General features: G+C 70.1%; 26 protein-coding genes. 10 read left to right on the forward strand and 16 right to left on the reverse strand.

The features are described from left to right. Position 1: 1 nt before the first annotated feature. From JJ691_RS03425 to JJ691_RS03435, 3 genes are read right to left on the reverse strand one after another with little or no spacing between them, the layout of a single operon-like run. Positions 2-2,353: a glycoside hydrolase family 65 protein gene (locus JJ691_RS03425; RefSeq protein ID WP_211767339.1), complete on the reverse strand. Its 2,352-nt coding sequence runs from the start codon at positions 2,351-2,353 to the stop codon at positions 2-4. After that, positions 2,350-3,045, reverse strand: coding sequence for a beta-phosphoglucomutase family hydrolase (locus tag JJ691_RS03430; RefSeq protein WP_211767340.1), 696 nt, complete (start codon positions 3,043-3,045; stop codon positions 2,350-2,352). Before JJ691_RS03430 ends, JJ691_RS03425 begins: the two co-directional genes overlap by 4 nt. A 4-nt stretch (positions 3,046-3,049) precedes the next feature. Next, the gene (locus JJ691_RS03435) at positions 3,050-3,313 is read right to left on the reverse strand and encodes a DUF3040 domain-containing protein (protein WP_211767341.1); all 264 of its coding nucleotides are present in this window, start codon (positions 3,311-3,313) and stop codon (positions 3,050-3,052) included. Positions 3,314-3,459: 146 nt separating this feature from the next. Here JJ691_RS03435 and JJ691_RS03440 point away from each other — a divergent pair, with 146 nt between their 5' ends. Next, the gene (locus JJ691_RS03440) at positions 3,460-4,023 is read left to right on the forward strand and encodes an SRPBCC family protein (RefSeq protein WP_211767342.1); all 564 of its coding nucleotides are present in this window, start codon (positions 3,460-3,462) and stop codon (positions 4,021-4,023) included. Then, positions 4,020-4,181 carry a hypothetical protein gene (locus tag JJ691_RS03445; protein WP_211767343.1) on the forward strand — a complete coding sequence of 54 codons (162 nt, stop codon included), beginning with the start codon at positions 4,020-4,022 and terminating at the stop codon, positions 4,179-4,181. The genes JJ691_RS03440 and JJ691_RS03445 overlap by 4 nt, the downstream gene beginning before the upstream one ends. Before the next feature lie 108 nt (positions 4,182-4,289). Here JJ691_RS03445 and JJ691_RS03450 read toward each other — a convergent pair whose 3' ends face one another. Then, entirely contained in the window at positions 4,290-5,486 is a 1,197-nt protein-coding gene (locus JJ691_RS03450) for a sensor histidine kinase (protein ID WP_211767344.1), read from the reverse strand. A 56-nt stretch (positions 5,487-5,542) separates the two neighbouring features. Here JJ691_RS03450 and JJ691_RS03455 point away from each other — a divergent pair, with 56 nt between their 5' ends. After that, entirely contained in the window at positions 5,543-6,571 is a 1,029-nt protein-coding gene (locus tag JJ691_RS03455) for an acyltransferase family protein (RefSeq protein ID WP_211767345.1), read from the forward strand. Here the strand turns inward: JJ691_RS03455 and JJ691_RS03460 are convergent. The 3 genes from JJ691_RS03460 to JJ691_RS03470 form a co-directional block, all read right to left on the reverse strand. Continuing rightward, a complete protein-coding gene (locus tag JJ691_RS03460) occupies positions 6,543-7,349 on the reverse strand; it encodes a helix-turn-helix transcriptional regulator (RefSeq protein WP_211767346.1) in 807 nt (268 codons plus the stop codon). The two genes, JJ691_RS03455 and JJ691_RS03460, sit on opposite strands and share 29 nt — an antisense overlap. A 20-nt stretch (positions 7,350-7,369) precedes the next feature. Then, positions 7,370-8,527: a hypothetical protein gene (locus tag JJ691_RS03465; protein WP_211767347.1), complete on the reverse strand. Its 1,158-nt coding sequence runs from the start codon at positions 8,525-8,527 to the stop codon at positions 7,370-7,372. Positions 8,528-8,605: 78 nt separating this feature from the next. Further along, positions 8,606-9,364 carry an STAS domain-containing protein gene (locus JJ691_RS03470; RefSeq protein ID WP_211767348.1) on the reverse strand — a complete coding sequence of 253 codons (759 nt, stop codon included), beginning with the start codon at positions 9,362-9,364 and terminating at the stop codon, positions 8,606-8,608. A gap of 166 nt (positions 9,365-9,530) precedes the next feature. Here JJ691_RS03470 and JJ691_RS03475 point away from each other — a divergent pair, with 166 nt between their 5' ends. From JJ691_RS03475 to JJ691_RS03490, 4 genes are all read left to right on the forward strand, one after another. Continuing rightward, positions 9,531-10,502, forward strand: a complete 972-nt coding sequence (locus JJ691_RS03475; RefSeq protein WP_249227655.1) for a glycosyltransferase — start codon at positions 9,531-9,533, stop codon at positions 10,500-10,502. Positions 10,503-10,554: 52 nt separating this feature from the next. Next, entirely contained in the window at positions 10,555-11,421 is an 867-nt protein-coding gene (locus JJ691_RS03480; RefSeq protein ID WP_211767349.1) for an NAD(P)-dependent oxidoreductase, read from the forward strand. Next, positions 11,418-11,921, forward strand: a complete 504-nt coding sequence (locus tag JJ691_RS03485; RefSeq protein WP_211767350.1) for a mycothiol transferase — start codon at positions 11,418-11,420, stop codon at positions 11,919-11,921. The genes JJ691_RS03480 and JJ691_RS03485 overlap by 4 nt, the downstream gene beginning before the upstream one ends. 84 nt (positions 11,922-12,005) lie before the next feature. Then, positions 12,006-12,545: a dihydrofolate reductase family protein gene (locus tag JJ691_RS03490; RefSeq protein ID WP_211767351.1), complete on the forward strand. Its 540-nt coding sequence runs from the start codon at positions 12,006-12,008 to the stop codon at positions 12,543-12,545. A gap of 74 nt (positions 12,546-12,619) precedes the next feature. On the opposite strand, the gene JJ691_RS03495 is transcribed toward JJ691_RS03490, so the two are convergent. The 4 genes from JJ691_RS03495 to JJ691_RS03510 form a co-directional block, all read right to left on the reverse strand. Then, on the reverse strand, positions 12,620-12,829 hold the full coding sequence (locus tag JJ691_RS03495) for a hypothetical protein (protein WP_211767352.1): 210 nt from the start codon (positions 12,827-12,829) through the stop codon (positions 12,620-12,622). Positions 12,830-13,456: 627 nt separating this feature from the next. Further along, the gene (locus JJ691_RS03500; protein ID WP_211767353.1) at positions 13,457-14,602 is read right to left on the reverse strand and encodes a DUF222 domain-containing protein; all 1,146 of its coding nucleotides are present in this window, start codon (positions 14,600-14,602) and stop codon (positions 13,457-13,459) included. 279 nt (positions 14,603-14,881) lie between these two features. Continuing rightward, a complete protein-coding gene (gene ku, locus JJ691_RS03505) occupies positions 14,882-15,769 on the reverse strand; it encodes a non-homologous end joining protein Ku (protein ID WP_211767354.1) in 888 nt (295 codons plus the stop codon). Positions 15,770-15,933: 164 nt separating this feature from the next. Continuing rightward, a complete protein-coding gene (locus tag JJ691_RS03510; protein WP_211767355.1) occupies positions 15,934-17,874 on the reverse strand; it encodes a discoidin domain-containing protein in 1,941 nt (646 codons plus the stop codon). A 190-nt stretch (positions 17,875-18,064) separates the two neighbouring features. Between JJ691_RS03510 and JJ691_RS03515 the strand changes: the two genes are divergently transcribed. After that, a complete protein-coding gene (locus tag JJ691_RS03515; protein WP_249227656.1) occupies positions 18,065-18,463 on the forward strand; it encodes an NUDIX hydrolase in 399 nt (132 codons plus the stop codon). On the opposite strand, the gene JJ691_RS03520 is transcribed toward JJ691_RS03515, so the two are convergent. Both JJ691_RS03520 and JJ691_RS03525 read right to left on the reverse strand, forming a co-directional pair. Further along, entirely contained in the window at positions 18,460-19,260 is an 801-nt protein-coding gene (locus JJ691_RS03520; protein WP_211767357.1) for a family 1 encapsulin nanocompartment shell protein, read from the reverse strand. The two genes, JJ691_RS03515 and JJ691_RS03520, sit on opposite strands and share 4 nt — an antisense overlap. Next, a complete protein-coding gene (locus JJ691_RS03525; protein ID WP_211767358.1) occupies positions 19,257-20,267 on the reverse strand; it encodes a Dyp-type peroxidase in 1,011 nt (336 codons plus the stop codon). The genes JJ691_RS03520 and JJ691_RS03525 overlap by 4 nt, the downstream gene beginning before the upstream one ends. 271 nt (positions 20,268-20,538) lie before the next feature. On the opposite strand from JJ691_RS03525, the gene JJ691_RS03530 reads away from it, so the two are divergent. Then, entirely contained in the window at positions 20,539-21,603 is a 1,065-nt protein-coding gene (locus tag JJ691_RS03530) for a polyprenyl synthetase family protein (RefSeq protein WP_211767359.1), read from the forward strand. 44 nt (positions 21,604-21,647) lie between these two features. Here the strand turns inward: JJ691_RS03530 and JJ691_RS03535 are convergent, their stop codons facing one another. From JJ691_RS03535 to JJ691_RS03545, 3 genes are read right to left on the reverse strand one after another with little or no spacing between them, the layout of a single operon-like run. After that, positions 21,648-22,592 carry a PD40 domain-containing protein gene (locus tag JJ691_RS03535; protein ID WP_211767360.1) on the reverse strand — a complete coding sequence of 315 codons (945 nt, stop codon included), beginning with the start codon at positions 22,590-22,592 and terminating at the stop codon, positions 21,648-21,650. Then, positions 22,589-23,824, reverse strand: a complete 1,236-nt coding sequence (locus tag JJ691_RS03540) for an MFS transporter (protein ID WP_211767361.1) — start codon at positions 23,822-23,824, stop codon at positions 22,589-22,591. Before JJ691_RS03540 ends, JJ691_RS03535 begins: the two co-directional genes overlap by 4 nt. A 12-nt stretch (positions 23,825-23,836) precedes the next feature. Beyond that, complete coding sequence (locus JJ691_RS03545; RefSeq protein WP_211767362.1) at positions 23,837-25,456, reverse strand: galactose-binding domain-containing protein; 1,620 nt, start codon at positions 25,454-25,456, stop codon at positions 23,837-23,839. A gap of 175 nt (positions 25,457-25,631) precedes the next feature. On the opposite strand from JJ691_RS03545, the gene JJ691_RS03550 reads away from it, so the two are divergent. Further along, on the forward strand, positions 25,632-25,835 hold the full coding sequence (locus JJ691_RS03550; RefSeq protein WP_211767363.1) for a hypothetical protein: 204 nt from the start codon (positions 25,632-25,634) through the stop codon (positions 25,833-25,835). The last annotated feature ends 9 nt before the right edge of the window (positions 25,836-25,844 follow it).

The raw sequence follows: 25,844 nt of genomic DNA on the forward strand, positions 1-25,844 counted from the left end.
GCTACTCCTCGGCTGTGGCCTGGTCGCGGCGACGTGGCGCCCGGCCGGGCGGCTGCTCGCTGGGACGGACCCGCGGAACGGGCGGAATGGGCAGCTCCTGCGGGGAACCGAGGTGCACGGTCCGTCCATGGTGGACGATGGTGAGGGTGTCGGGACCGTCCACCTCGTACCGGGCCGAACCGGGCGTGATGGTCACCCGCAGCCGCGATTCCCGTTGCCGCACGGTGAAACGCAGCCGGGACAGGCCCGGCGGCAGCCGGGGCGTGAAGGACAGGTCGCCGCCGTCCTGGCGCAGGCCGCCCAGGCCCATGACCAGGGCGATCCACGCGCCGGCCAGGGACGCGATGTGCAGGCCGTCGGCGGTGTTGTGCTCCAGGTCGGCGATGTCCATCAGGGCGGCCTCGGCCAGGTAGTCGTGGGCCAGCTGGAGCTGGCCGACCTCGGCGGCCACCACGGCCTGCACGCACGCCGACAGGGACGAGTCCCGGACGGTGATGCGCTCGTAGTAGTCGAAGTCCCTGGTCTTCTGCTCGGGCGTGAACTCCTCCGGGCACTGCATGATCGCCAGCACCAGGTCGGCCTGCTTGACCACCTGCTTGCGGTAGATGTCGAAGTACGGGTGGTGCAGCAGCAGCGGGTACTTCGAGTGCTCGAAGTCCCACACCTGGTGCCGGGTGAAGCCCTCGGACTGCGGGTGCACGCCCAGCGCCGAGTCGTACGGGATCATGACGGCCTTGGCGGCGTCGTGCCAGGCCGCGGCCTCCTCCTCGTCGACGCCGAGCTCGCGGGCCCGGTCCGGGAACCGGTGCACGTACTCGTAGGCGGCGATCAGGTTCCGCTTGGCCATCAGGTTGGTGTAGACGTTGTTGTCGGCGATGGCGCTGTACTCGTCGGGACCGGTCACGCCGTCGATGCAGAACCGGCCCTCGCTGTTGTGGTGCCCCAGCGACCGCCACAGCCGCGCGGTCTGCACCAGCAGCTCGATCCCCGCGGTGGCGGCGAATTCCTCGTCCCCGGTGGCCCGCACGTACCGGGTGACGGCGGCGGCGATGGCGGCGTTGAGATGGAACGCGGCGGTGCCGGCGGGCCAGTAGCCCGAGCACTCCGCGCCGGTGATCGTCCGCCACGGGAACGCCGAGCCCTCGAAACCCAGCTGTGCGGCCCGTTCCTGGGCCAGCGGCAGGGTGTCCTGCCGCCACCGCAACGCGTGCGCGACCGATTCCGGATACGTGTAGGTGAGCACCGGCAGCACCAGCATCTCGGTGTCCCAGAACGCGTGCCCGTCATAACCGGGACCGGTCAGACCCTTGGCGGCGATGGCCCGCCGCTCGCCCCGCGCCCCGGCCTGCAACACGTGGAACAGGGCGAACCGGACCGCCTGCTGCACCTCGGCGTCGCCGTCCAGTTCCACGTCGGCGTCCCGCCAGAACGCGTCCAGGAAGTCGCGCTGCTCGGCCAGCAGGCCGTCCCAGCCGGTCTGCTTGGCCGCCGACAGCGCCGCCTCCACCTGGTCCCGCAACGCCGGCACGGACCGGGTGCTGGACCAGCCGTAGGCCACGTACTTGGCGAAACCGAGCCGCTTGCCCGGGGCCAGCAGGGTGCCGACGGTGAACCGGCCCAGGTCGGGCTCGACCTCGGTCAGGCTCGGCGGGTCCTCGTCGCCGAACACGATGTGGTCCATCGCCGCCGCCACCCCGAGGCCGCTGTTCTCGACCCGGTGCACCAGCACGGCTTTGGCGTTGCTGGCCGCGTGCACGACGGCGTTCATCGGCCGCTCCAGCACGGCCGAGGCCCGCGGGTCGTCGTCCTGGGCCGCCGGCATCTCCTCGTTGGCGATCAGCTCCGACTGGATCACCACCCGGACCGGCTGGTCGACCGCCTCCACCTCGTAGCCGATGGCGGCCACGGCCCGTTGGGTGAACGAGACGAGCCGGGTGGAGCGGACCTTCACCGCCTTGCCGGCCGGCGACACCCAGTGCAGTTCGCGGGTCAGGGTGCCGGTGCGGAAGTCCAGCGTCCGCTCGTGGCTGACCAGCGTGCCGTAGCGCACGTCCAGCGGCTCGTCGTCGACGAGCAGCCGGATCGCCTTGCCGTTGGTCACGTTGATGACGGTCTGACTGGATTCGGGGTTGCCGTAGCCGCGCTCGGCGTAGGGCAGCGGCCGCACCTCGTGCACGCCGTTGAGGTAGCTGCCGGGCAGCGAGTGCGGCTCGCCTTCGTCGAGGTTGCCGCGCCAGCCGATGTGGCCGTTGGACAGCGCGAACAGGGACTCGCTCTGCGCGAGCAGGTCCAGGTTCAGCGTGGACTCGCGCAGCCGCCAGGGCTCGACCAGGAAGTCGGGGTTCGGGATCACAGCAGGTCCGCCAAGTCCTTCACGACGATGTCGGCTCCGTGTTGGCGCAACGCCTCGGCCTGCCCGACCCGGTCGACGCCGACCACGAAGCCGAACTTCCCGGCGTGGCCGGCCTCGACGCCGGCCAGCGCGTCCTCGAACACCACGGCCTGCGACGGCTCCACCCCGAGCTCCTTGGCCGCGGCCAGGAACGTGTCCGGCGCGGGCTTGCCCTTCAGCCGCCGCACCGCCGCGACGATGCCGTCCACCTGGGCCTGGAAGTAGCCGTCCAGGCCGGCGGCCTGCAGGACCTCGCTGGTGTTGGCGCTGGAGGAGACCACTGCTCGGGGCAGGCCGGCCGCCACCGCCGCGTCCAGGTAGCGCCGAGTGCCCTCGTAGGCCTCCACGCCGTCTTTGTGGATCAGCTCCTGCACCAGGTCGTTCTTGTGGTCGCCGATCCGGCGGACCAGGTCCTCGTCGTACTCGATGCCCCGGGCGGCCAGGAAGGAGCGCACGCCGTCGGCTCGCGGCTTGCCGTCCACGTACTCGTCGTAGTCCACGACCGGGTCGAACGGCTCGTAGGGGTCGCCCCGCGACGCCAGGAACTCGTCGAAGGCCCGCTGCCAGGCCTTCGCGTGCACCACCGCGGTCTTGGTCAGCACTCCGTCCATGTCGAACAGCAGAGCCCTGATGGACTCCGGGACACCGAGCATGGGGTCACTCCCGTCGGCTACGCCTGTGGTACCGGTACAGCAGCCCGGTGCACGCCACGGCCATCACGAACCCCCAGATGGCCAGCGTGCCGCTCGCGCAGACACAGCCCAGCACGAACAGGGCGAGGCCGAGAATACCCGTGGCGAGCACCAGCCACCGGTGCCGAGCCACCCAGTCCCGCCCCAGCTTCTGCGCTAACAAGGGATCGTCTCTGGTCAGCCGCTGCTCGATCTGCTCCAGTTCGCGGCGTTCGTCGTTGCTCAGCATCGACCGCTCCACTTCAACCCGCCGGGTCCGGGTCGCCCGGACCGCCAGCGTCCGGATACCGCGTTCCCGACCGGCGGAAACGCCCGACGATTGAGCGGCGGCGACCCGTGGTACCCCGACTGTACGACGGAAGGAGCGCGTGAACGATGACCACCATCGAGCGAACCATCGACGTGCGGGTGCCGGTGCGCACCGCGTACAACCAGTGGACCCAGTTCGAGTCGTTCCCGTACTTCATGGAGGGCGTGGACCGAGTCATCCAGCTCGACGACCGGACCACGCACTGGGAGACGACCGTGGCCGGCGCGCACCGCGAGTTCGACGCCGAGATCACCGAGCAGCACCCGGACGAGCGGGTCGCCTGGCACACCACCGAAGGCCCCTCGCACGGCGGCGTGGTCACCTTCCACCGGCTCGACGAGCACTCCACCCGGGTGAGCCTGCGGATGGAGTTCGAGCCCTCGGGGCTGGCCGAGGCGGCCGGCGTGGCGCTGGGCCTGGTCAGCGGCCGGGTCAACGGCGATCTGCACCGGTTCAAGGAGTACATCGAGGAGCAGGGCCACGAGACCGGCGCCTGGCGCGGCAACATCGACGCCCCGCCCCAGACCCCGACGCCGCACCCATCGCCTGAGCACGACCCGGCGGTGGACGACGTCCGCCCCGTCTTCCCGGGCATGCCGGGCCCGACGAGCCCTTGGATTCACCCGTGACCATCCCGCCCATCGACCCCGAGCCCCAGCCGGATGAGTACCGACCCATCGGCGACCCCCGGCCGGGGCACGGCTCAGGCCCGGTCCCGCCGGACGACCCGGACGCGCCGGAGGAGCTGGAGCCGCCGGTACCGGACGATCCGGAGGAATACCGCTGACCCTCGGCGACGGGAAATGTCATGAAGGACCCCTTCACGACGACGCTCAACGTCGTGAAGGGGTCCTTCATGACGTTGAACGAGAGGAAGGGGCCCTTCATGTTGGGACTAGGCCGGGAGCGTGAGACGGATGAGGGTGGGGCCGCCGGCGGGGCTGGTGATGTCCAGGCGGCCGTCGAACACCGCCAGCCGGCGGCGTAGGCCGGCCAGCCCGCCGGCTCCGGTCTCGGCGATCCCGCCCCGGCCGTCGTCCTCGACGTCGACGACGAGGAGAACGCCCTCGCGGGCGATGCGGATCCGCACCCGCGAGGCGTGCGCGTGCTTGGCGGCGTTGGTCAGCAGCTCGGCGACCCCGAAGTAGAGAGCGGCCTCGATCGGCGGCTCCGGCCGCGGTCCGAGCTCCGCCTCGACGGACGCGTCGAGCGGGCAGTCCAGGGCGAGTTCCCGGACGGCGTCGACCAGACCGCGTTCGGTGAGCACCGGCGGGCTGATTCCCCGCACCAGGTCGCGGAGTTCGGTCAGCGACGCGGCGGCGCCGGCCCGAGCCTCGCGCAACAGCTCCACGGCCTGCTCCGGGTTGGTCTTCAGCAGCCGTTCGGCGGTGGCCAGGGACATGCCGAGCGCGACCAGCCGGGCCTGCGCCCCGTCGTGCAGATCCCGTTCGATCCGTCGGAGCTCGGCGGCCTGGGTGACGGTCAGGTCGGCGCGCTGGACGGTCAGCTCCTCGACCCGAGCCGTCGTCGTCGGCGGCCGCAGCAGGGCCGCCATCGGCACGATGATCCGCCAGGCGTAGGGAGAACTGGCGATCGTCACGACGACGCCCAGCACCGGATTGACCAGGACGGCCAGCGCGATGCCGCCCAGCGGCACGGCTGCGACCAGGCCCACCGTGAACGGGGCGATCGCCACGAACCGCAGGTCGCGCCAGCCGGCGGGATCCCGGAACCGAGTGCGCCACCAGAGTTCCTGGCGGGCGTCCCGGCGCGTCTTCGAGTAGGAGTAGCCGTTCCACCAGTGCCCGGTCGACAGCTGCGTCACGGTCCCGAGCTCCCGGTACCCGTCCGCGATCTCGACGCCCGTCCACCGCGAGACCAGGTGGCGGAACAGCTGGCCCACCGGGCGGGCCAGCGCGAACGTGCCGATGGCGGCCCACACGAACGGGGCGATCCACGACCACGGATTGCCGCCCCACCACTGCCACAGCGCCACAGCGGCAGCCCAGATCGCCGGCACCAGCATGCTGACCGCCACCAGGACGCACGTGTGCGCGAACCCGAGGCCGGCGGCCACCCCCCACTTCCGCATGGCCTCACTCTGCATCACCCGATCGGTCAACGAAGGGCAATCGCTAATGTGCCCCGGTGAACAGCCACCGGGGCAACGCCTTCGACCTGCTGCGACTGGCCGCGGCGTTGCTGGTGGTGGTCGGCCACAGCTGGGTCCTGACCGGTCACGTGGACCCGCTCACGTTCCTGTCCGGCACCAACGCCGGCGACCTCGGCGTCGGGGTGTTCTTCCTGCTCAGCGGCTATCTGGTGTCGTCGAGCTGGCTGAGCGACCCCTCGCTGAAGCGGTTCGCCGCCCGCCGGGCGCTGCGCATCTACCCGGCGTACGCGCTGGTGGTGCTGGTGCTGACGTTTCTGCTGGGGCCGCTGGTCACGACGCTGACCACGGGGGAGTACCTGTTCGGCGGCGGGACCTGGCAGTTTCTGCTCGGCAACCTGTCGGTCTTCCACGTGCAGTTCGACCTGCCCGGGGTGTTCGCCGGCAACCCGTATCCGAACGCGGTCGACGGATCGCTGTGGACGATCCGGGTCGAGGTGCTGTGCTACGTCGGCGTCGCGGCGCTGGGCCTGCTGGGTTTCCTGCGCTGCCGCTGGATTCTGCTCTCGGTCGCGGCGGCGCTGATGCTGGTGGCCACCGTCGTCGAGGTGTCCGGCTATCACGGCCTGCTGCTGCCGGGGCTGCTCGACTACCAGGCGGCGGTGCCGATCGCGTACTTTGGCGTGGGCATGGCGTACCGGGAGTTCATCGGCGCCCAGCCGCCGCCGTGGTGGACGCTGCCGGTGACGGCGTTCGTCTGGGCGGCCCTGTGGATCACGCCGGCGGCCCCGGTCGGGGCGATCCCGTTCGTCGCCGCCCTCACGTACACGATCGCTTTCCGTGCCCCGGCGGCAGTGCAGCGCCCGACCGGCGGCTACGACCTGTCGTACGGCACCTATCTGCTGGCGTTTCCCCTGCAGCAACTGCTGTCCGGGCTGCCGGCCGCCGCGAACGCGGCCCTGACGGCGGTGATCGTGCTGGCGCTGGCCGCGCTCAGCTGGCGGTTCGTGGAGCGGCCGGCCCTGCGACACAAGCCTTCTAGGCCTGTGCCGGCAACGACTGGGTGAGCCGGGCCACCGCGTCGGCGCTGGGCGAGCCGGCCTCGGCGTGGAACACCACCAGGGTCAGCGCGGTGCCGCCGATCGGCAGCTTCTCGCTGTGCAGCTCCAGCCGGCCGGCGACCGGGTGCGCGAACCGGATCATGTGGCCGGAGCGGGACTTCACGTCGTGCCGGGCCCACAGCTCCCGGAACCGCTCGCTGCCCTCGGACAGGCAGGCGACCAGCTCCACCAGGTCCGGGTCGTCCAGGTCGGCGCCGAACTCGCCGCGCAGGATGGCCACGCCCTCGGCGACGGTCTCGTCCCAGTCCGGCCGCAGCGCCCACTCGGCCGGGTCCAGGAACACCGACCGCAGCAGGTTCTCGCCGACCGCGTAGCACGGCGACAGCACGGCGATGGCCTTGTTGGCGGCGACCACGTTGGTCAGCCGGTCCACCACGTACGCCGGCGTGGCCGGCCAGCTGTCGATCAGTTGCAGGATGCTGGCCGGCACCTGCTCGCTGCGCCTCGGCGCCACCGGCCGGGCCAGTTCGTGCAGGTAGGCGGTGGCCTCCGGGTCCAGCCGCAGCACCGTGGCCAGGGCGTCCAGCACCTGGCCGGACGGGTGCTGGTCGCGACCCTGCTCCAGCCGCATGTAGTAGTCGCTGCTGATGCCGGCCAGCAGGGCCAGCTCCTCCCGGCGCAGCCCCTGCACCCGCCGCCGCCCGCCGCCCGCGGGCAGGCCGACGTCGGCCGGGCGGATCTGCTCCCGCCGGGCCCGCAGGTAGTCGCCGAGACGGTTGGGCACGGTGTCGACTATACGAAGAATCAGAAACCGGCTGAGCGGTAGGCGGAGAAGTCCAGCGGCGGGGCCACGTCGACCTGGTCGCACTGCGGGGCGTTGGCCCGGGTCTTGGGCCACTGGGTCAGGTAGAGGATGCGCCGGCCGCTGTCCTTGCTGCCCCGGGCGAAGCCGTCGGCGGCGGCCGGGTCGTTGTAGTAGGACTCGCCGATGATCACCGGCTGGGTGGTGTAGCCCTGCCGGCGCAGCTGCTGGTCGTCGCCGACGAACTGGTTGTACTCGTCGCCGTAGACGTGGATGTCGAACACCGGCGGCGGAGTGCTGCCGTAGACCTTGGCCACGTTGGGGATCTGGCCGGGATCGTTGCTGTTGACCGAGAATCCGACCGTGTCGGTCCGGCCGTACTTGGCGGTGTAGGCCTTCCACAGCTGCTGGTCGTAGCGCACCACCAGGCTCTGGCCGGTGGACGGCGTCAGCTCGTTGCCCAGATCGATCCGGTACGGCAGGTTCGCGGCGGTCACCACGTCGTGCACCTTCTGCACGAGCTGCCAGTTCTCGTCGTACAGGCTCTGCTGCCAGCTGCGCCAGCCGCTGGGGCTGTTGGCGAAGATGGGGTTGAACGCCACCGTCACCTCGGCGAAGCCGGCGGCCTTGACCGCGGCCAGCAGGTCGGCGAAGTTGCGCAGGTCGGCCTCGGACAGTGTGCCGCCGGTGGAGTCCATCACCGCGCCGCTCTCGGCCCCGTGCTGGTGGAACACGCCGATGGTCAGCCGGTCCTGCCCGGCGGCCCGCATCCGGCCCAGCTGGTACTTGATCAGGTCCGGGGCCTTGGCGAAGCCGTTGATCACGTTGTACGGCTCGCGGTAGCAGCCGTTGAGGTAGTAGAAGTCGTAGTTGGAGCCGCCGGCGACCGGGGGCGGCGGCCCGGGTTCGGCCGTGGGCGACGGAGTTGTGGTGGGCGGCACGGGATCCGTGGGTGGCGCCGGGGTGCTGGGCGTGGGGGAGGTCGTCGGCGCGGCGGCTGCGGATGAGGTGGCGCCGGCGGCGGTGGTCGTGGGGTCCGCCGGCAGCGGCGCGGCGACGCCCGGCTCGGGCAGGGCCTGGTCGGCGCCGGCCCGGACGACCGGGACCGCCACCGTCACCACCAGCACCGTGACCAGGGACAGGATGCGGCCGATTCGCATGGGCGACCTCCTCCGCGTGGATCACCAGCGTCGCACCACTGTCCGAATTGGACCGGGGAGCGCCGGTCCAATCCACCCTTACGGGTGATTGTCGGCGCAAGCAGTGGTGGCCAGCACCGCCCAGACCACCTTGCCGCCGGCCCAGGTCGGCGCATAACCCCAGGCCCGGGCGATGGCGTCCACCAGGAACACGCCGCGGCCGCCGGTCGGCGCGGTGCCCACGGTGCGGCACTCCGGCCGTTCGGGATTGTCGTCGCGGACGGCGATGGTGAGGATCCCGCGGCGCAGCTCCAGACCCAGCCGCGCGTGCGAATGCCCGTGCAGCACAGCGTTCTCCACCAGTTCCGAGGCGATGATGCACGCGTCCTCGGCCAGATCGCCCACGCCCCAGTCGGTGCACGTGTCCGTGACGAAGCGGCGGGCCAGCGCGGCGCTGCCGACCTCGGCCGGCAGCTCCACCGAGTCGTGTTGACGCGGCAACACCCCGCCCAGCGACCGGACGGCCTCGGCCACCGAGCCGAACGTCGGCACCACCTGGTCCAAAGCCATGCGGCGCAACAGTTCCCGCACCGGTCCAGCCGGCACCACCAGCACCACCAGCACCCCCGGCCACGCGGCCGCCCGGCGGGCCAGCGTGCCGAAGACGCCCAGCGCGATCGGCGCGGCCACGGTTGTCTCCGCCAGCTCGACGACCAGTCCCGAGGGTTCGTCGGCCAGACACCGCAGCACCGCGGACCGGACCTCGTCGACAGTGTGCAGCCCGAGTTCGCCGGTGAGCCGGACGATGGCGGCGTGCCCACGGCGCGCCACCTCTACCGTGAGTTTCGGGCTGGTCATGGCGATTGCCTGGTCACCTCCTGCGTTCGCGGCGGGAGACTACCCCGGCAGCACCAGGCCACACCTGTCCCGAATGGACCAGTGATGTTTTGGCCGAAGGAATAACGGAAAGCCCGAACAAGTGAGAGTGGCTATGGTCGGCCAGCCGTCGCGGCCACTTGGCGCGTTGACGGAGGCACTGGCCGCGTTGGGGCATGAAGTGGTCGTGCACGCGCACGACGAGGTCGACGGCGACCTCGTGGATCGGCTGCGTGCCGCCTGGCGGAACGAGCCGCCCGAGGTGGTGCACGCGCATTCGTGGCTGTCGGGCATGGCGACCGCGCTGGCCGTCGGCGACCGGCCGATCGCCAAGGTGCTGTCCGTGCCGACCACCACGAACGTCGACCCGGACGTGCAGCGGCTGGAACGGCTGGTGTGGCGGCGGGTGCACCGGGTGCTGGCGGCCGGCAGCACCCAGGTGCGCCGGATCGCCGCGCTGGGCGTGCCGCGCAGCCAGATCACCGTCGTGCCGCACGGCGTGGACCACCAGCTGTTCGCGCCGTGCGGGGCGCGCCCGCGCAAGGGCGCCCGGTATCGGCTGCTCGGCGTGGGTGACGTCGTCACGCACCACCGGTTCGATCTCCCGATCAGCGTGCTCGCCGCGTTCGGGGACACCGAGTTCGTGCTGGCCGGCGGCCCTATCGAGGACAACCCCGAAGCCGACCGGCTGATCCGCTGCGCCCGGCACTACGGCGTCGAGGACCGGATGCACCTGCTCGGCCCGGTCGACGACATGCCCGCGCTGTACCGCTCCGCCGACATCGTCGTGTGCACCCCGGCCCGCAGCACCTTCGGCACCATCGCCCTGGAGGCGATGGCCAGCGGTGTGCCGGTGATCGCCGCCGCCGTCGGCGGGCTGTCCGACACCGTCGTCAACGAGGTGACCGGGCTGCTGGTGCCGCCGCTGCGGCCGGCCGAACTGGCCCGTGCTGTTCGTCACCTCCTGGTCGATTCGGCTCTGCGCGAGGCTTTCGGCGCGGCCGGGCGGGACCGGGCCTGTGCGCGGTATTCGTGGGAACGGGTGGCCGCCGACACCTCACGGGCCTACGCTCGCGCCGCGTGCGGCGCGGCCCCAGCGCTGCAACGATCTTGCCCGTGACGCCGGCGCTGCGGTACAGCTGTACCGCTCGCGTGGGGAAGGAGTCCTGGTCGTGACCAAGGCAGTGACGCTGCTCGGCACCGGGCTGATGGGGGCCGGCATGGCCCGCAGCCTGCTCCGGGCCGGCCTGGCCGTGACGGTGTGGAACCGCAGCGCGGACAAGGCCCGGCCGCTGGCCGACGACGGCGCGACCGTCGCGGCCGACCCGGTGTCCGCCGTGGCCGGCGCCGACGTCGTCGTGACCATGCTGTTCGACGCCGAATCGGTCGAAGAGGTGATGGCCGAGGCGATCGGATCCCTCAAGCCTGGAGCGGTGTGGGTGCAGAGCGCCACCGTCGGCCTTGACGGCGTGGAAGCTCTCGCCGCGTTGGCAGCCAAGCACAATGTGCCGTTCCTGGACGCGCCGGTGCTGGGCACCCGGCAGCCGGCCGAGGAGGGCAAGCTGATCGTGCTCGCCGGCGGCGACCCGGCGCTGCGCCCGTCGGTGGACCCGGTGTTCGAAGCCATCGGCGCCCGCACCCTGTGGGTCGGGCCGCGCATCGGCGACGGGCACCGGCTCAAGCTGGCCGCCAACTCGTGGGTGCTGTCCCTGACCGCCGGCACCGCGCAGGCCCTGGCCCTGACCCGCAACCAGGGGCTCGACCCGCAGCTGTTCCTCGACCTCATCGCCGGCGGCGGGCTGGACAACCCGTACGCGCAGCTCAAGGGCCGGGCCATGATCGCCGACGAGTTCCCGGCCTCGTTCAGCCTGGACGGCGCGGTCAAGGACGCCGGGCTCATCGCCGCCGCGCTGCGGGCCGCCGGCGCCGATGACCGGCTGATGACCGCCCTGCACCAGCAGTACGGCGCAGCCGCCGAGGCCGGGCACGGCTCCAGCGACATGGCCGCCGTCTTCAAGGCTCACGGGGAGGCGCAGTGAACATCGCCGAGCTGCTCACCGACGGCTTCGACCGGGTGCACGGCGAGGTGCACGAGGCGTTGGGCGGCTTGAGCGCCGACCAGCTGGCGTGGCGGGTCACCCCCGAGGCCAACTCCATCGCCTGGCTGGTGTGGCACCTCACGCGTGTGCAGGACGACCATGTCTCCGAGGTCGCCGGCGTGGCGCAGACGTGGATCGAGGACGGCTGGGTCGGCCGGTTCGCGCTGCCCTTCGCCGAGGACGCCACCGGCTACGGCCATGACTCCGACGACGTCGCCGCCGTGCGGGCCGAGGGCGACCTGCTCGCCGGCTACTTCGACGCCGTCTACGCACGGACCATTGCCTACGTCGCCACGCTGACCGACCCCGACCTCGACCGTGTCGTCGACCGCCGCTGGAATCCGGCGGTGACGCTCGGCGTGCGGCTGGTCAGCGTGCTCGACGACGACATCCAGCACGCCGGCCAGGCCCTGTTCGTTCGGGGCATCCTTTCAGAGTGACCGGCGTCACATCCCCGGTGTGTCGAGCGGTTCGCGGGCCGCTCGACGCGTAGGCAGGAACACGCCGAACGAGGAGGAACCGAGATGGCCCGCAGGATCGTCGCCACCGAGTACGTGAGCCTGGACGGCTTCATGGACGAGCCCGGCGCCTGGTCGATGCCGTACTTCTCCGACGAGGCCGGCGCGTTCAAATGGCAGGAGCTCCAGGAGTCCGAGGCGATGCTGCTGGGCCGGCACACCTACGAGGGCTTCGCGGCGGCATGGCCGACCATGACCGACACCGGCGAGTTCGGCGAGCGCATGAACTCGATGCCCAAGCACGTGCTCTCCCGCACGCTGACCACGCTGACCTGGAACTCCACGCTCGTCGACGGCCTCGACGGCATCCGCAAGCTGGTCGACGGCCAGGGCGGCGACCTGCTGCTGGCCGGCAGCGGTCAGGTCTTCAAGCTGCTGGCCCAGCACGACCTGATCGACGAGTACCGCTTCATGATCTTCCCGGTGATCCTGGGCGACGGCCAGCTCCCGCTGTTCCAGCCCGGGCCGCGACGGGCCCTCAAGCTGGTCGACACCCTCATGCTGCCGCACGGCGTTATCGTGCACAGCTACCAGCGCGCTTCGTGATCCCCAGTTCGGAGGCCGGTCCCCGGTCCGGCCTCGCTGCTGTTCGGGTCGTCAGGTTTTAGGCCACGTCGTCTTTAGGCCACGTTGTCGTGGACGATCTGCTCGTCCATGATCGACACGCAGTCGCAGCCGCCGTCCACCGCGCTGCAGTCCACGATCGCCAAGTGGCGGACCTCGTCCAGGTCCTCGCACATCGGCTCGGTGCACTCCGTGAACTCGGTGGTGTGCACGATCAGCGTGCCGTGACAGTGGTCCAGACCCCGAGTGCAGTTCCCGCACTCCATCGTTACATCCTCCGTGCGATTGACTCTCCCGGTGACTCTTGCTACCACCGCGAGGCCGGAGAGTCTCGCACAACCGCCCGGCGTGTCGTGCCAGGGGGAGGGCGGGTGGCGGCGGGGCGGAGGGTGTATGAGGGGCGGGCGGGACGTGTGGGTGGGTCGTTTGGTTGGCGGCGGGGGATTGAGCAGTCTTCGAGTCGATGCGCCGGGGTGGCGTGATTATTGTTGGGTGGCTCTGGGTGGGATTTCTTGGTTTCTCCGGGTGGATTTTGCGTGGAGCCTCTGGGCGATGGCAGTCGAGGCAAAGAAGCGGGCAGGCTGCGCCTGCCTCGATCGCCGACAGCTTATGCCATCGCCCCCCTCCACGCAAAATCCACCCTCCGAGGTTTGGAGTGGGGGTTGCTTGGGCGGTCGCGCTTTTCAGTGCTGGCGCTTTGGCTGGATTTGGATCCACTTCACCTTTTACCGGCCTCTGTCGCATCCATTTCCCGCTCTTCACTCGGGCTGCCTTCTCGCCACCCTCTTGCTGGCCTTCACTTCAAACCCGGCCTTCCGGCCTCACCCTTCGTTGGCCAGTTCTTCTGCTTTTTCGGGTGCGGTTTCGCTGTGGAGTTGTCAAGGAACGGGTGGTCAGTATTGGTGGGGGTGGGTGGTGTAGTGGCGGCCTTGTGGGGTGTGCCAGTGGAGGGTTCCGTCGGGGTCGAGGGTGGCGGTGTAGTCGCGGTGTTTGAGGTGGTGATGGTGGGCGCAGTAGCCCTTGAGTTGGGTGGCGGTGGTTTTGCCGACCGGCCAGGGAACGGTGTGGTCGAGTTCTTGGATGGGGGTGGTGCAGCCGGGGGCGGTGCACGTGCCGCCGTCGCGGACTTTGATGAACTCGCGGGTGGGGGCGTCGGCCCGGTATTTGTGGGTGGTCATGGAGTCGGCGTGGCGGCGGTTGTCCAGGAGGAGGCCGCGCCAGGGGCCGTGCATGGCCAGTTCGCGGGCGGAGTCGGCGGCGATGGGCCCGTAGCCGTCCAGCAGGCCGGGGTCCTCGGTCAATCCCATCAAGGTCTCCACCGGGATGGTCACATGCACCTGGACCTTGCGGTCGACGCCGTAGCCCAGGAACCGGTCGAGGAAGGCGTCGGCTCGTTTCTGGTCGGTGGTGCGGTCGTCCTTGGCCAGGGCTCGGGCATCCTGAGTCAGGAGGTCGTAGGCCTGGCGGGCGTCGATGGCGGGCAGGATGATGCTGAGCTGGGCCATGCCGTCGGGTAGCGGGGTGAACTCGACCCGCCGGTCCTCGCGGGCCTTCAGGCGGCGCTGGTCGTAGCCGAGAGGGTCGGCCTCAGCGACTGCTTTGGTAGCGCGGCGAGCCAGTTGAGTGCGGGTCAGCTCAGGGGCTACTTCCGCCAGGGCCTCATCCACCTGGGCGACCAGCTCGGGGTCGGTCAGGTGAACCACTCGATCATCCACGGTCTTGAGCCGGCGGGGGTCGATCTCCCCACGCCTCAGTAGCTCCGCGCACTGGGGTAGCCGGTCTAGGACGTCGCTGTATTCTTTCTGACGGACTACCGACTGCTCCGGCTCACGAACGGCCATGGCGATCTCGGCGGTGTCCTCGATCCCGTGTACGAGGCTGAGTTCAACGTAGTGGAGAGCCGCCATGGCCTTGCGGGTCAGAATGAGCAGGGTGAGCTTCTGGTCATCGGTAAGGCTCTCCACGTCCACACCCAGGAGCAGGTCCATCATGACCCCTGAGGGTTCCATGGACTCCAGCTCTCGGGTGATTTCCTTCATGCCTCCAGAATACTCGCACACATGATCGAACTCGACTCACTAATGGGTGAATTCGGAAGGCTTAACCGGCCTACCCCAAGGACGCCCGCCCCTTACCTCGGAGGGTGGATTTTGTGTGGAGGGGGGCGATGGCATAAGCTGTCGGCGATCGAGGCAGGCGCAGCCTGCCCGGTTCTTTGCCTCGATGCCATCGCCCAGAGGCTCCACGCAAAATCCACCCGGAGCAACCCAGAAATCTACCCCCGAACGCCAAGCCGCCCGCCACTCATTACCCCGAACTCACGCACTCCGACTCGACCGCCGCTTGGCCGGAACCTTCTTCTCCGCCGGCTTCTCGACCGGTTTCTCGGCCGGCTTGCGCGTACTGCGGGCCTTGGGGGCCGGCGTCTTCGCCTTCCCCGCAGCCTTCACGCTCGCCTGCAACGCGCTGATCAGATCCACCACCTCCGCCGTCGGCTCAGCCCCCGGCGGCGTGGCGACCTCATCCCCTTCGATCTTGGCGTCGATCAGGTTTTCCAGGGCCTGGCGGTAGCTGTCCTGGTACCGGTCGGGCTCGAACACCGGCTCGGCCAGGGAGTCGATCAACTGCCCGGCCATGGTCAGCTCCTGCTCCCGCACCTGGGGCGGATCCTGTTGCAGGAACGAGAAATCGGGAGTCCGGACCTCGTCGGGCCACAGCATCGTCGACATGGTGAGCACGTCGGCGTGCACCCGGAGCACGGCCAGCACTTCCCGCTGCCGCAGTGCGACCTTGGCGATGGCGACGTGCCCGGACTTGTGCAGGGCGTCCCGCAGCAGCACGTAGGGTTTGACGGCGGACTTCTGCGGTTCCAGGTAGTAGGCCTTGTCGAAGAACAGCGGGTCGATCGCGGCCAGCGGCACGAATTCGAGCACGTCGATGGTCTTCTGGGTGGGCAGCGGCAGGCTGGACAGCTCAGCGTCGGTGAGCACGACCATGCGCCCGTCGTCGAGCTCGTAGCCCTTGGCGATCTCGGCGTACGGCACTTCGGCGTCCTCAACGGAGCAGTACCGCTTGTACTGGATCCGTCCGCCGTCGGCCTCGTGCACCTGCCGCAGCGTGACGCCCTTGTTCTCGGTCGCGGCGTACAGGTTGATCGGGATGGCGACCAGCCCGAAGGCCACCGTGCCCTTCCACATCGCCCGCATGGCGCTCACCCCTCCCAGGCCCGGTGACCTGCGTGTACCCCATGGTGAGCGATCTCAACGGCCAGCGCCACAGTGAACGAGGCGGCCCGGGCGAACGGGTGTGCGAAACGTGCGGGGCCACGCGGGAACCGCCGGGATCAAACCCGGCGGTTCCCGCGGGGGGCTCAGGCGTAGACCTGGAACTCCGAGACCTGGCCGGCGGGCCAGCCGGTGTTGGCGGTGAAGGTCAGCCGCAGGTAGCGCCGGCTGCCCGCGGGCACGGGGATGGTGACGGTGTTGCCGGTGTTGGAGTCGAAGGTGTAGCCGGCGGAGCCGACGAGCGTGCTGAAGGTGCTGCCGTCGGTGGAGCCGGCGACGGTGAGGGTCTGGGTGCGAGCGCCCCAGGCGGACAGTGGCGGCAGGGCGAGCACGATGCGGCTCACCGGGGTCGATGCGCCGAGGTCGACCTGAAGCCATTGCGGGAACGCGTTGTTAGCGCTTTCCCAGTAGGTCCCGGAGTTGCCGTCGACGGCGTTGCCGGAGGCGTAGACCTGGGTGTGGCTGGACTCGGCGGTGGGCCGGTTCAGCGCCAGGTTGGTGCTTCCGCCGGCGTCGGTGGTGACGGAGGCGGCGGCCGAGGCGGGGGAGGAGTTGCCGGCGGCGTCCTGGGCGGTGACGGTGAAACTGTACGTTGTGGACGGTGTCAGGCCGTTGGCGGTGAAGGACGTTGACGCCGTGGTGCCGACCTGGGAGCCGTTGGCGAAGATCCGGTAGCCGGTGACGCCGACGTTGTCGGTGGCGGCGGTCCAGGCCAGGGTGGCCGAGGTGGCGGTGTGCGCGGTGGCGTGCAGTCCACTGGGGACGGACGGGGCCTGGGTGTCGCCGCCGCCGACCATCGGCGGGGTCGGACGGGTTGCCGTCAAAGCGATCTGGCCCTTGAGCATGCGGCCGCCGTCGCCGGTGAGCCGCAGGTAGTAGTCGGACGAGCACGGGGTGCCGTCCTCGTCCAGGGCGAGCATGCCGGAGTTGGTCGGTGTGGTCGCGGAGCTCTCGGCCGACTTGGCGATCTGGTTGCCCTCGGTGAACTCGTCGAACATGGAGATGTAGATGCCCTGCGCACCGACGCGGACCATGTTGTAGAACTGGTGCCACATGAAGTCGCCGTGCGCCCGCTGCCGACCGGACACGTCGCCGGGCAGCACGCAGGGCTGGTAGTCGATGCCGTGGCTATTGCAGTCGGCTTGGTCGCCGACGTTGATGGTGTTGTAGATGTTGTCGGAGTCGCCGATGTTGCCGATGGCGCCGACCATCCACGGCGAGATCATGTTGAACGCGTGGTAGGTGTCGATGAACCCGGTCCGGGTGCCGGCCCCGCCGACCCGCCATTCCCTTGGCACGCCGCCCATCACGTAACAACCCTGGCCCTTGAACCAGTTGATGACGTCCAGGCAGGTCGCGGCGTCCCAGGTGTGGTTGTTGTCGTTGAAGCCGAAGCCCCAGATGCCGACCACCGGCTTGCCGTTCTGCCGCGCGTACATCGGCGACGCCGTGTACGCGGACATCTTGGCGGTCCAGTCGGCCTTCATCTCCGACTGCATGTTCGTCCAGCCGGTGGCGTCGTACATGATGTAGAACTTCACGCCGTGGGCCTCGGCCGACGTGCGCACCTTGGCGGTCACCGCGTCGCGGGTCGGGCCCTCGCTGCCGTTGGGGTTGAAGCGTTGCAGCGCCGCGGTGTCGCAGCCGTACTGGCTCATCCAGGCGAAGTGGGTGTCCACGGTCTGCGCGTCGTACTGGGAGAACAGGGTGGCCGGCTGACCGTTGCCGAGGTTCGAGTACGCCGTCTGGTAGCCCTTGCTGAACTCGCGCATGTCCGGCCAGGCCTTGATGTTGTTGTTGTTCGTCGGCGACGGGGTCTGACTGGCGTCCTGGCTCCAGTGCCACCAGGTGTTGATCGGCGCGCCGTCGCCGATGCAGGCGTACCAGCCCTGGTAGCCGACGGTTATCTTGCCGACGACATCACCGGCCGGGCTGGCCGCGCCGGCCTGGCTGGTGCTCAGGGGGAGGGCCGCCAGCGCGGTGACCGCGGCGGTGGAGCCTAGGAACGTCCTGCGGGAGATGGTCACGGGTGTTCCTCTCGTCCGTCATTGCACGAGATGGGCAGGGACCTCGAACTGTAGGCAGAACGACAGGGGAGAGCAAGATATGCATAGAGATGCGCAAACTTTCAACGATCATGCGTAGATTAGTGTTGTACTACCGGAGCTGGATCGCGCGGGCGCGGTACTGATTATTCGGCCCGGTAGCGTGCCAGGCGTGATCAAGACCGTGGCGTTGGTGCACGTCAGGAACTCGACGGTGCTGCTGGTCCGCTCGCACGGGCGCAAGGCGTTCTACCTGCCCGGCGGCAAGTACGAGCCGGGGGAGACGGACCTGGCCGCGCTGACCCGGGAAGTGGCCGAGGAGATCGGCTGCCGGCTGCGGCCGGAGACGGTGCGCCGGCACGGCGTCTTCGAGGGCGACGCCCACGACCAGCCGCCGGGCACGCAGGTGCAGATCAACTGCTACGAGGGGGAGTTCGACGGCGAGCCGGCGGCCTGCTCGGAGATCGAGGAGTGCGGCTACTACACGTACGCCGAGTACACGGCGATGGCCGAGACGGCGCCGGTCGTCCACGCCATCGTGGACGACCTGCACCGCCACAAAAGGATCTAAACGCGCAAGGCGATGCCGGCCTCGCCGGTGTGCACCTGGAACGTCAGCGACTCCTGGAAGTACAGCTCGATGCTCTGGGCGTCGTGCGAGGAGTAGCCGATGGACAGGTCCTGCCCGAGGTGCAGCTCGTAGTCGCCGCCGCGGGCCGACAGCAGGAACGCGCCGTCGATGGCCGGGGCCCAGATGATGTCGCCGCCGTGGATGACCCGCGACAGGTGCTCCCGGATCGGGTAGCCGTGGTCGGTGGTCTCCTCGACGGCGGTGTAGGCGTCGGCCGACAGCAGCAGGCTGTACGGCCCATCGACGCCGGCCAGCCGCAGCGCGCTCAGCGCCTGCGCGACGACGTTCGGGTACTCGCGGACGTCCGAGGGCAGCGCCAGCGCCTCGTTGGTGGTGGCGGCCCGCACGCCGTCGATGCCCGCGCCGGACAGGCCCTCGAAGATGGCCCGGTCCTCGACGAAGGCGATCCGCTTGGCCGCCTCCTTCACCGGATCCCAGTCGGCGTCCTTGGCCCCGCGCTCCACGTCGTCCACGGCGGCCCGGCTGACCGTGAACGGCACCCGGATCTCCACGATCGGCTGCACCTCACGGCGGCGCAGCCGCACGCCCTCGGCCGCCGACTCCAGCTCACTCAGGTGACCGGTGCCGACCGCGGACAGGGTCTCGCCGGCCGGCCCGGACAGGTCGACCACGCGGCGGCCGGCCACGTGCCGGGTGAACGTGCGGCGCGCCTCGGCCTCGATGTCGGCCCACGCCGACTCGGAGATCGGCGCGAGCTCCCGGTGCAGGTTGTTCACGGTGTTCCTTTCAGGCTGCCGACGCGGAGCGAGACTGTCACACGTTCAGCGGGCTCCTCGTCCTGTGCTTGCTCGGATTCCGGCGGGTCCTCGAGGAAATCGGCCGTGGGCACGAAGAACAGCGTGCCGGTGACGGCGGTGGAGAAGTCCAGCACCCGGTCGGTGTTGCCCTCGGGCCGGCCGATGAACATGTTGCGCAGCATCTGCTCGATCACGCCGGGATCGGCGGCGTAGCCGATGAAGTAGGTGCCGTACTCGGCGCTGCCGACCCGCCCGAACGGCATGTTGTCCCGCAGGATCTGCCGTTCCTCGCCGTTGTCGTCGGTGACGGTGTTCAGCGCGACGTGGGAGTCGGCCGGCTTCACGTCGTCGGCCAGTTCCAGGTCGGCCAGCTTGGTGCGGCCGATCACCCGCTCCTGCTCCTCGATCGACAGCCGGTTCCAGGAGGTCATGTCGTGCAGGTACTTCTGCACGATCACGTAGCTGCCGCCGGCGAAGTCCGGGTCCTCGTCGCCGATCGTCACCGCCGCCGCGGCCGCGCCGCCGGTCGGGTTCTCGGTGCCGTCGACGAAGCCCAGCAGGTCGCGCCGGTCCCAGTACTTGAAGCCGTGCACCTCGTCGACCACGGTGATCGCCCCGTCGAGCCGGGTGGTCAGGTGCTCGGCCAGCTCGAAGCACAGGTCCATGCGCATGGCCCGGATGTGGAACAGCAGGTCGCCGGGTGTGGACGGCGCGGTGTGCCGGTCGCCGACGAGTTCGGTGAACGGGTGCAGGCCGGCGGGCCGCCCGACGCCCGGGTAGATCCGGTCCCAGGCCGACGAGCCGACGCCCACCACGCAGGTGAGCCCGCCGTCGGCGATCCGGAAACCCACCGACCGGGTGAGGCCGGCGACGTCGGCGAGCAGGTCGCGGACCGCCTCCTCGCCGCCGTCGCCGACCGTGGCCACCAGGAAGATGGCCGCCTCGGTCAGCGGCGTCAGCACTGCCTGCGGCTCCGCACTCGCCATGCTCGCGATCTTAGGCACAGACCCGACGCCCGGGCACCCCGGCGAGTCCCGCTCTCGGGCAACTGAATGTCGAGTTCCGGAAGTCGACACATGGCTGCCTGAGAGCGGGACTCGCGGGAACTATGCGTTTACCCAGTCTGGATGGCGTATGAGTGATCGCGGGTAGGCAACCATGGGCACGCACAAGCACTGGGGTGGCTTGACCAGATGTCACGAACGCGGGGGCGGTCGTCCCCGGATGTGCCCGCGCCGGTGTAGCCAGTCTCTAGTCGTGGAGGCAAGGGTGAACCAGGTCAGCACGCTCGACCGTTTCCGGACCGACCTCGACCGCGTCCGCCGCCGGGCCGACCGGCAGTTGTCCGCGCTGTTCGATCGCGCCATCGCCGAGGAATCCGGACCCAGCCGGTACGGGCTGTCCGAGTTACGAGGCATGGCCCTGGCCGGCGGCAAACGGATCCGACCGGCCTTCGTGCACTGGGCCTTCGTCGCCGGCGGCGGGGATCCCGACGACAACCGCGCCATCGACGCCGGCTCGGTGCTGGAGCTGCTGCACGTCTTCGCGCTCGTGCACGACGACGTGATGGACGAGTCGCCGACCCGCCGCGGCCTGCCGACGCTGCAGGTCACGTTTGCCGACCGGCACCGCGCCCTGGGGATGCGCGGCTGCCCCGAGCGCTACGGCGAGAACATGGCGATCCTGTTGGGGGACTTCGCTTTCCTGCTGTGCACGGAGCTGGCCGCGATGCTGCCCCGGCCGGCCATGCGCACCTTCTACCGGGCCGCCACCCAGCTGATGCACGGCCAGTACCTGGACCTGGAGACGACCGCCACCGGCGAGTTCGACGGCGAGACCGCGGCCCGCACCGCGCGGCTGAAGACCGGTAGCTACACCGTGGAGGGCCCGCTGCTGATTGGCGCCGCGCTGGCCCCGCGGGGCCGGGAAATCCAGTCCGCGCTTGAGGTTTACGGCCGGGCGGTGGGCCAGGCCTTCCAGCTGTGTGACGACCTGCTGGACGTGTTCGGCGAGGAGGCCGAGACCGGCAAGCCGGTGGGCGGCGACATCACGCACCACAAGGCGACGCGCCTGCTGGACATCGCCCGCACCCGCGCCGTCGGCCGCGACCGCGAGCTGCTGAACCGGTTGGCGGACCAGCCGGTCGACCTGGCCACGATGCGTTCGCTGCTGACCCGCACCGGGGCCGTGGACGAGCTGGAGTACACCATCGACGCCCTGGTGACCGAGGCGGTCGAGGCCCTGTACGAGGCGCCGATGGCGGCATCCGGGCGTGAGTCGCTGATCGACGCCGCGCATTTCGCGGGCCGCCGGAAGGCCTGATCAGCCCCGGTGGCCCTCGGCTGGCGGGCCGAGGGCCACCGGCCTCACCCCGTCACGGCCGGCGAGGACGCGCCGGCGGCCAGCCGTCGGGGCGGGCCGGAGCCGTCCGCCGGGACCGCCCACACCGCGTTGTCCAGTCCATAGAGGACGGTGTGGTCGTCCTGCCAGAGGGCTTGGTCGTCCACGCTGCGGGTCTCGGCGAGCTCGGTCTCGCGCAGCGTGGCCAGGTCGAGGACGGACAGCCGCCAGACGCCGTCGCTGATCTTCTTCTTGAACGCCACCCGCGAGCCGTCCGGGGACAGCGACGGGCATTCGACGTTCTCCCGCAGGGCTTTCCCACGGTAGTGGGCGTAGTCGCCCTCGATCAGATAGGTCTTGCCCCGGCTGCCGAGGGTGGCGTAGAACCGGTTGCCGTCCGGGGCGAAGGTGAGGCCCCAGTAGTTGACGTCGGAGGCGGTGTACCGGCTGCCGTCGACGAACACCGCCAGTTCCTCGACCGTCTTGACCAGGGTGCCGGTCGCCACCTCGTATATCCCGGCCCGAGTGGAGAAACCCGTTGCCGCGTAGGAGTCCCCGGTGACGAACAGCGTCCAGTAGACGAGCTTGCCGTCCGGGGACACGCGGGCGCGGCTCGGCGTGCCGGGCAGGGTCTCGGTGTGGCGGACGTTGAGGTGGTCGTCCAGGACGATCACGTCGGTCAGCGCCGGGAGCGTGCCCGGCCGCACGGCCAGGCACACCGCGGTCCGCGCCGCCACCGCGAACCGATCGCACTTCAGGCCGCTGACCTGGGGCTTCGCCCCGGGGTTGGCCAGCGGGGCGGCGGCGATGCGGCCGGTGGAGACGTCGCGGTACAGGAGTTGGCCGGGGGCCAGGGTGAGCTGCGCGGCCGGCACCGCATCCGCGGTGTGGGGCCGGGCGCTGACCGTGTACACGACGGCCGCGACGACCAGGAGCACGGTGCCGGCGACGGCAAGGATGATCTTCTTCATGATGTGCGCACCGGCCTCACGAATGCGGCGGCGAGGGCAACCGCGGCCAGGCCGGCCGCGGCGACGAGCACAGCGGGCTTCAGGTCCCACAGCGTCCAGGAAAGTCCGAACAGGACGGACGAGAGCATGCGCGCCACCGCCTGCCCGGTCTGGACCACGGCCAGTCCGGTGGCCCGCAGGTCTTGCGGCACAAGGGGTCCGGCCGCGGCCATGAGCACGCCATCGGTGGCCGCGTAGAACACCCCGTGCAGGCCTAGGGCGAGCACGGCGAGCCAGAAGCCGGCCTGGGGACCACACAACAGAACCAGCGCCAGACACAGGGCGGCGTGGCCGCCGAGGAACACCGGCCACCGGCCGATCCGGTCGGCCAGCCGGCCGAGCGGCACGGCCAGCAGCAGGTAGACCCCGGCCGTTCCCAATGGCAGGAGCGGGAAGTACGTCGCCGCCACGTCCCACTGTCGCTGCAGGACGAGGTAGACGAACGAGTCGCCGACCGTGACCAGGCCCAGCAGCGCCGCCCACCACGTGACGCGCCGGAAGTCCTTGGCCCGTAACAGGTTGGCTGCCGCCCGCAGCGACACCGCGGCCCGGTCCATCGAGCCGGGGCGGTCGCGGACGAACAGCGCCAGCAGCAGCACCGCGATCCCGGCGACGCAGAAGCTGGTGAAGAACACCGAGCTGTAGTCGCCGAAACTCAGCGCCAGCACCGCCATCGCCACCAGTGGCCCGAGGAACGCGCCAACGGTGTCCAGGGCGCGGTGCACCCCGAACGACCGCCCGAGCGTCCCGGGCTCACTGCTGAGCGAGATCAGCGCATCCCTCGGCGCGGTGCGGAGTCCCTTGCCGGTGCGGTCGGCGGCGAGCACGACGCCGATCGCCGCGACCGAGGAGCCGGCCGCGATCAGCCCGAGCTTGCACACCGCGGACAAGCCGTACCCGAACCCGGCGACCGCCTTGAGCCGGCGCCACCGGTCGGCGAGATGGCCGCCGAGCACCCGCACGACCGCGGTCGCGCCGGCGTAGAGCCCGTCCAGCAACCCGAACTGCAACGGGTTCAAACCCAGGCCCAGCACCAGGTAGAGCGGGAGGACGGCGGTGACCATCTCCGACGACACGTCGGTGACCAGACTGACCAGCCCGAGCGCCACCACGTTGGCGGCGACCCGCCGCAGCGCCGGTTTCCGCTCCGTCCCGGCCGCCAGGTCCGAGGCACGGCTTGTCGCGATGTACATGCCGGCTCCTCCCTAGTGGCAGGTGTAGGTCGGGCTGCTGTCCAGCGTCTTGCCGTCGACGCCGATCAGCTGCGTCTGGAACGTGGAGTCCGTCATCGACAGCTTCAGGACGCCGTAGGTCTTCAGCAGCTTCGCGGTGGTCGGGTGCTTGGCGCTGAGGTCGTAGAGGTTGGCGCCGCCGGAGCCGCCGACGATCTCGACCGGGCCTGCCGCGTCGGCCTTGCCGCTGGCGTTCTGCGGGACGAACCGCTCGTAGTCGTGGTCGTGGCCGTTGAGCACCAGGTCGACCTTGTTGTCCACCATGATGTTCCACAGCTGGACGCTGTCCTTGTTGTCGCCGTGGTCGCCGGAGCTCCACCTCGGGTGGTGGTAGTAGGCGGCCACACAGCCCTTGGTGTTCTTGGCCAGGTCCTGCTTCAGCCAGGCGATCTGGTCGGCTCCGCTGTCGTCCGGGGCGAAGTCGTCGTGCGTCATGTAGGCGGTGGAGTCCAGCGCGATGAAGTGCCAGTTGCCCATGTCCCAGCTGTAGTAGCGCTGGCCGTTCGGCTTGGCGACGGACCCGAAGTACGTGTCGTAGCCGTTGTACTTCGGCTCGTCGTAGGTGTCGTGGTTGCCGGGCACGGGATGGGTGATGCTCCTGAACTTGCCCCACGTCTTGTCGTAGTAGTTCCGGTAGTCCGACAGGTGCGCGTCGTCGTACTGGTTGTCGCCCATGGTGATCAGCGCCGCCGGCCTCATCTGGTCGACCAGCTTGGCCGTCTTGACGTGCACGCAGTTCGAGTCGCTGGCGGTGCACTGCTCGGCGATGTCGCCGGCCGCGGCGAGGACGAACGCCCCGCTGCCGCCGGCCTTGGTCCGCACCGTGATCGGCGCGCTGGCCGGCGACACGTTGCCGGCGGTGTCCCGGGACCGCACGGCGTAGGTGTACGTCGTGTCGGACGCCAGCGCGATGTCGCTGTAGGTCGGGTCCTCGCTGCTGGCCACGACCGCGCCGTTGCGCAGGATGTCGTAGCCCGCGACGGCGACGTTGTCGGTGGCGGCGTTCCAGGACAGGGCGACGCTGGTGGCGCTGGTCTGGCCGGCGGTGAGGCCGGTCGGCGTGGTCGGCGCCTGGGTGTCGCCGGCGGAGTCGGCGACGCCGAAGACCTGCATCTCGTAGAAGGAGTAGCCGTAGCTGGTGGCCCGGGCCAGGCCGACGAAGCGCACGTAGCGGCCGTGGCCGGACAGACCGGTGAGGTCGTCGGTCTTGCCGTCGCCACTGTCGACGGCGGTGACAGTGGTGAAGTTGGTGCCGTCGTCGGAGACCTCGATCCGGTACTGCTTGGCGTAGGCGGCTTCCCAGTTGATCACCACGCGGTGCACGGTGGCGGCCTGGCCCAGGTCGACGCGCAGCCACTGCGGGTCGGCGCCCGCGACGCTGGCCCAGCGGGTGCCGGTGGTGTTGCCGTCGACGGCCTTCGAGCCGGCGTACGAGGAACTCTCCACGGTCGAGGTGGCGACCGGTTTTCCCTGGGAGAGCAGCACATCGGCGGACGGGCTGGCGCCGGCCGCGACGAAGGCCGCGGGTAACAGCAACACCGCGGCGAGGACAGGGGCTAACCGGCCGAGTGGCCGTAGGCGGGTGGACGACACGTCGCGCTCCTTCAGGGGCCTTGGCGGGGGCGGGCGGCGGACGACGCAGATGAACTTCGGGTAAACGGTTAAGAAACTTTCCTAACTAGCAGCTGACTGTAGGAGCAGTCACCGATGTCTGACAAGACGTGACTTTGACCTTGAATCGGTCAAGACGGGCAATCGGGTGAACGGAGTGCTGCTCGCCTTTGTCGCGGCGCTGCTCGTGCGGGGTCGGACCCCGGCGGTCGCCGGGGTGGGAGCGCTTTCCTGGCATCCCTGCGAAGAAGACTCCATTGCGGACTGTGCAACGCTCACCCTTCCGGTCGACCGGGCGGATCCCGCCACCCTGCCGATCCGCCCGCCGCTGGGCAGCGCGCGGATCAGCCATAGGGATTGAGTCTCGGCG

Source organism: Kutzneria sp. CA-103260, from assembly GCF_018263855.1.
Classification (GTDB): domain Bacteria; phylum Actinomycetota; class Actinomycetes; order Mycobacteriales; family Pseudonocardiaceae; genus Kutzneria.

Bases quoted from the DNA above. Each gene is read 5' to 3' on its own strand.
- JJ691_RS03470 (WP_211767348.1), bottom strand. From the start codon at position 9,364: ATGACCAGCCCGAAACTCACGGTAGAGGTGGCGCGCCGTGGGCACGCC.
- JJ691_RS03435 (WP_211767341.1), bottom strand. From the start codon at position 3,313: ATGCTGAGCAACGACGAACGCCGCGAACTGGAGCAGATCGAGCAGCGG.
- JJ691_RS03525 (WP_211767358.1), bottom strand. From the start codon at position 20,267: ATGGCGAGTGCGGAGCCGCAGGCAGTGCTGACGCCGCTGACCGAGGCG.
- JJ691_RS03495 (WP_211767352.1), bottom strand. From the start codon at position 12,829: ATGGAGTGCGGGAACTGCACTCGGGGTCTGGACCACTGTCACGGCACG.
- JJ691_RS03535 (WP_211767360.1), bottom strand. From the start codon at position 22,592: ATGAAGAAGATCATCCTTGCCGTCGCCGGCACCGTGCTCCTGGTCGTC.
- JJ691_RS03430 (WP_211767340.1), bottom strand. From the start codon at position 3,045: ATGCTCGGTGTCCCGGAGTCCATCAGGGCTCTGCTGTTCGACATGGAC.
- ku (WP_211767354.1), bottom strand. From the start codon at position 15,769: ATGCGGGCGATGTGGAAGGGCACGGTGGCCTTCGGGCTGGTCGCCATC.
- JJ691_RS03540 (WP_211767361.1), bottom strand. From the start codon at position 23,824: ATGTACATCGCGACAAGCCGTGCCTCGGACCTGGCGGCCGGGACGGAG.
- JJ691_RS03490 (WP_211767351.1), top strand. From the start codon at position 12,006: ATGGCCCGCAGGATCGTCGCCACCGAGTACGTGAGCCTGGACGGCTTC.
- JJ691_RS03465 (WP_211767347.1), bottom strand. From the start codon at position 8,527: ATGCGAATCGGCCGCATCCTGTCCCTGGTCACGGTGCTGGTGGTGACG.
- JJ691_RS03450 (WP_211767344.1), bottom strand. From the start codon at position 5,486: ATGCGGAAGTGGGGGGTGGCCGCCGGCCTCGGGTTCGCGCACACGTGC.
- JJ691_RS03440 (WP_211767342.1), top strand. From the start codon at position 3,460: ATGACCACCATCGAGCGAACCATCGACGTGCGGGTGCCGGTGCGCACC.
- JJ691_RS03500 (WP_211767353.1), bottom strand. From the start codon at position 14,602: ATGAAGGAAATCACCCGAGAGCTGGAGTCCATGGAACCCTCAGGGGTC.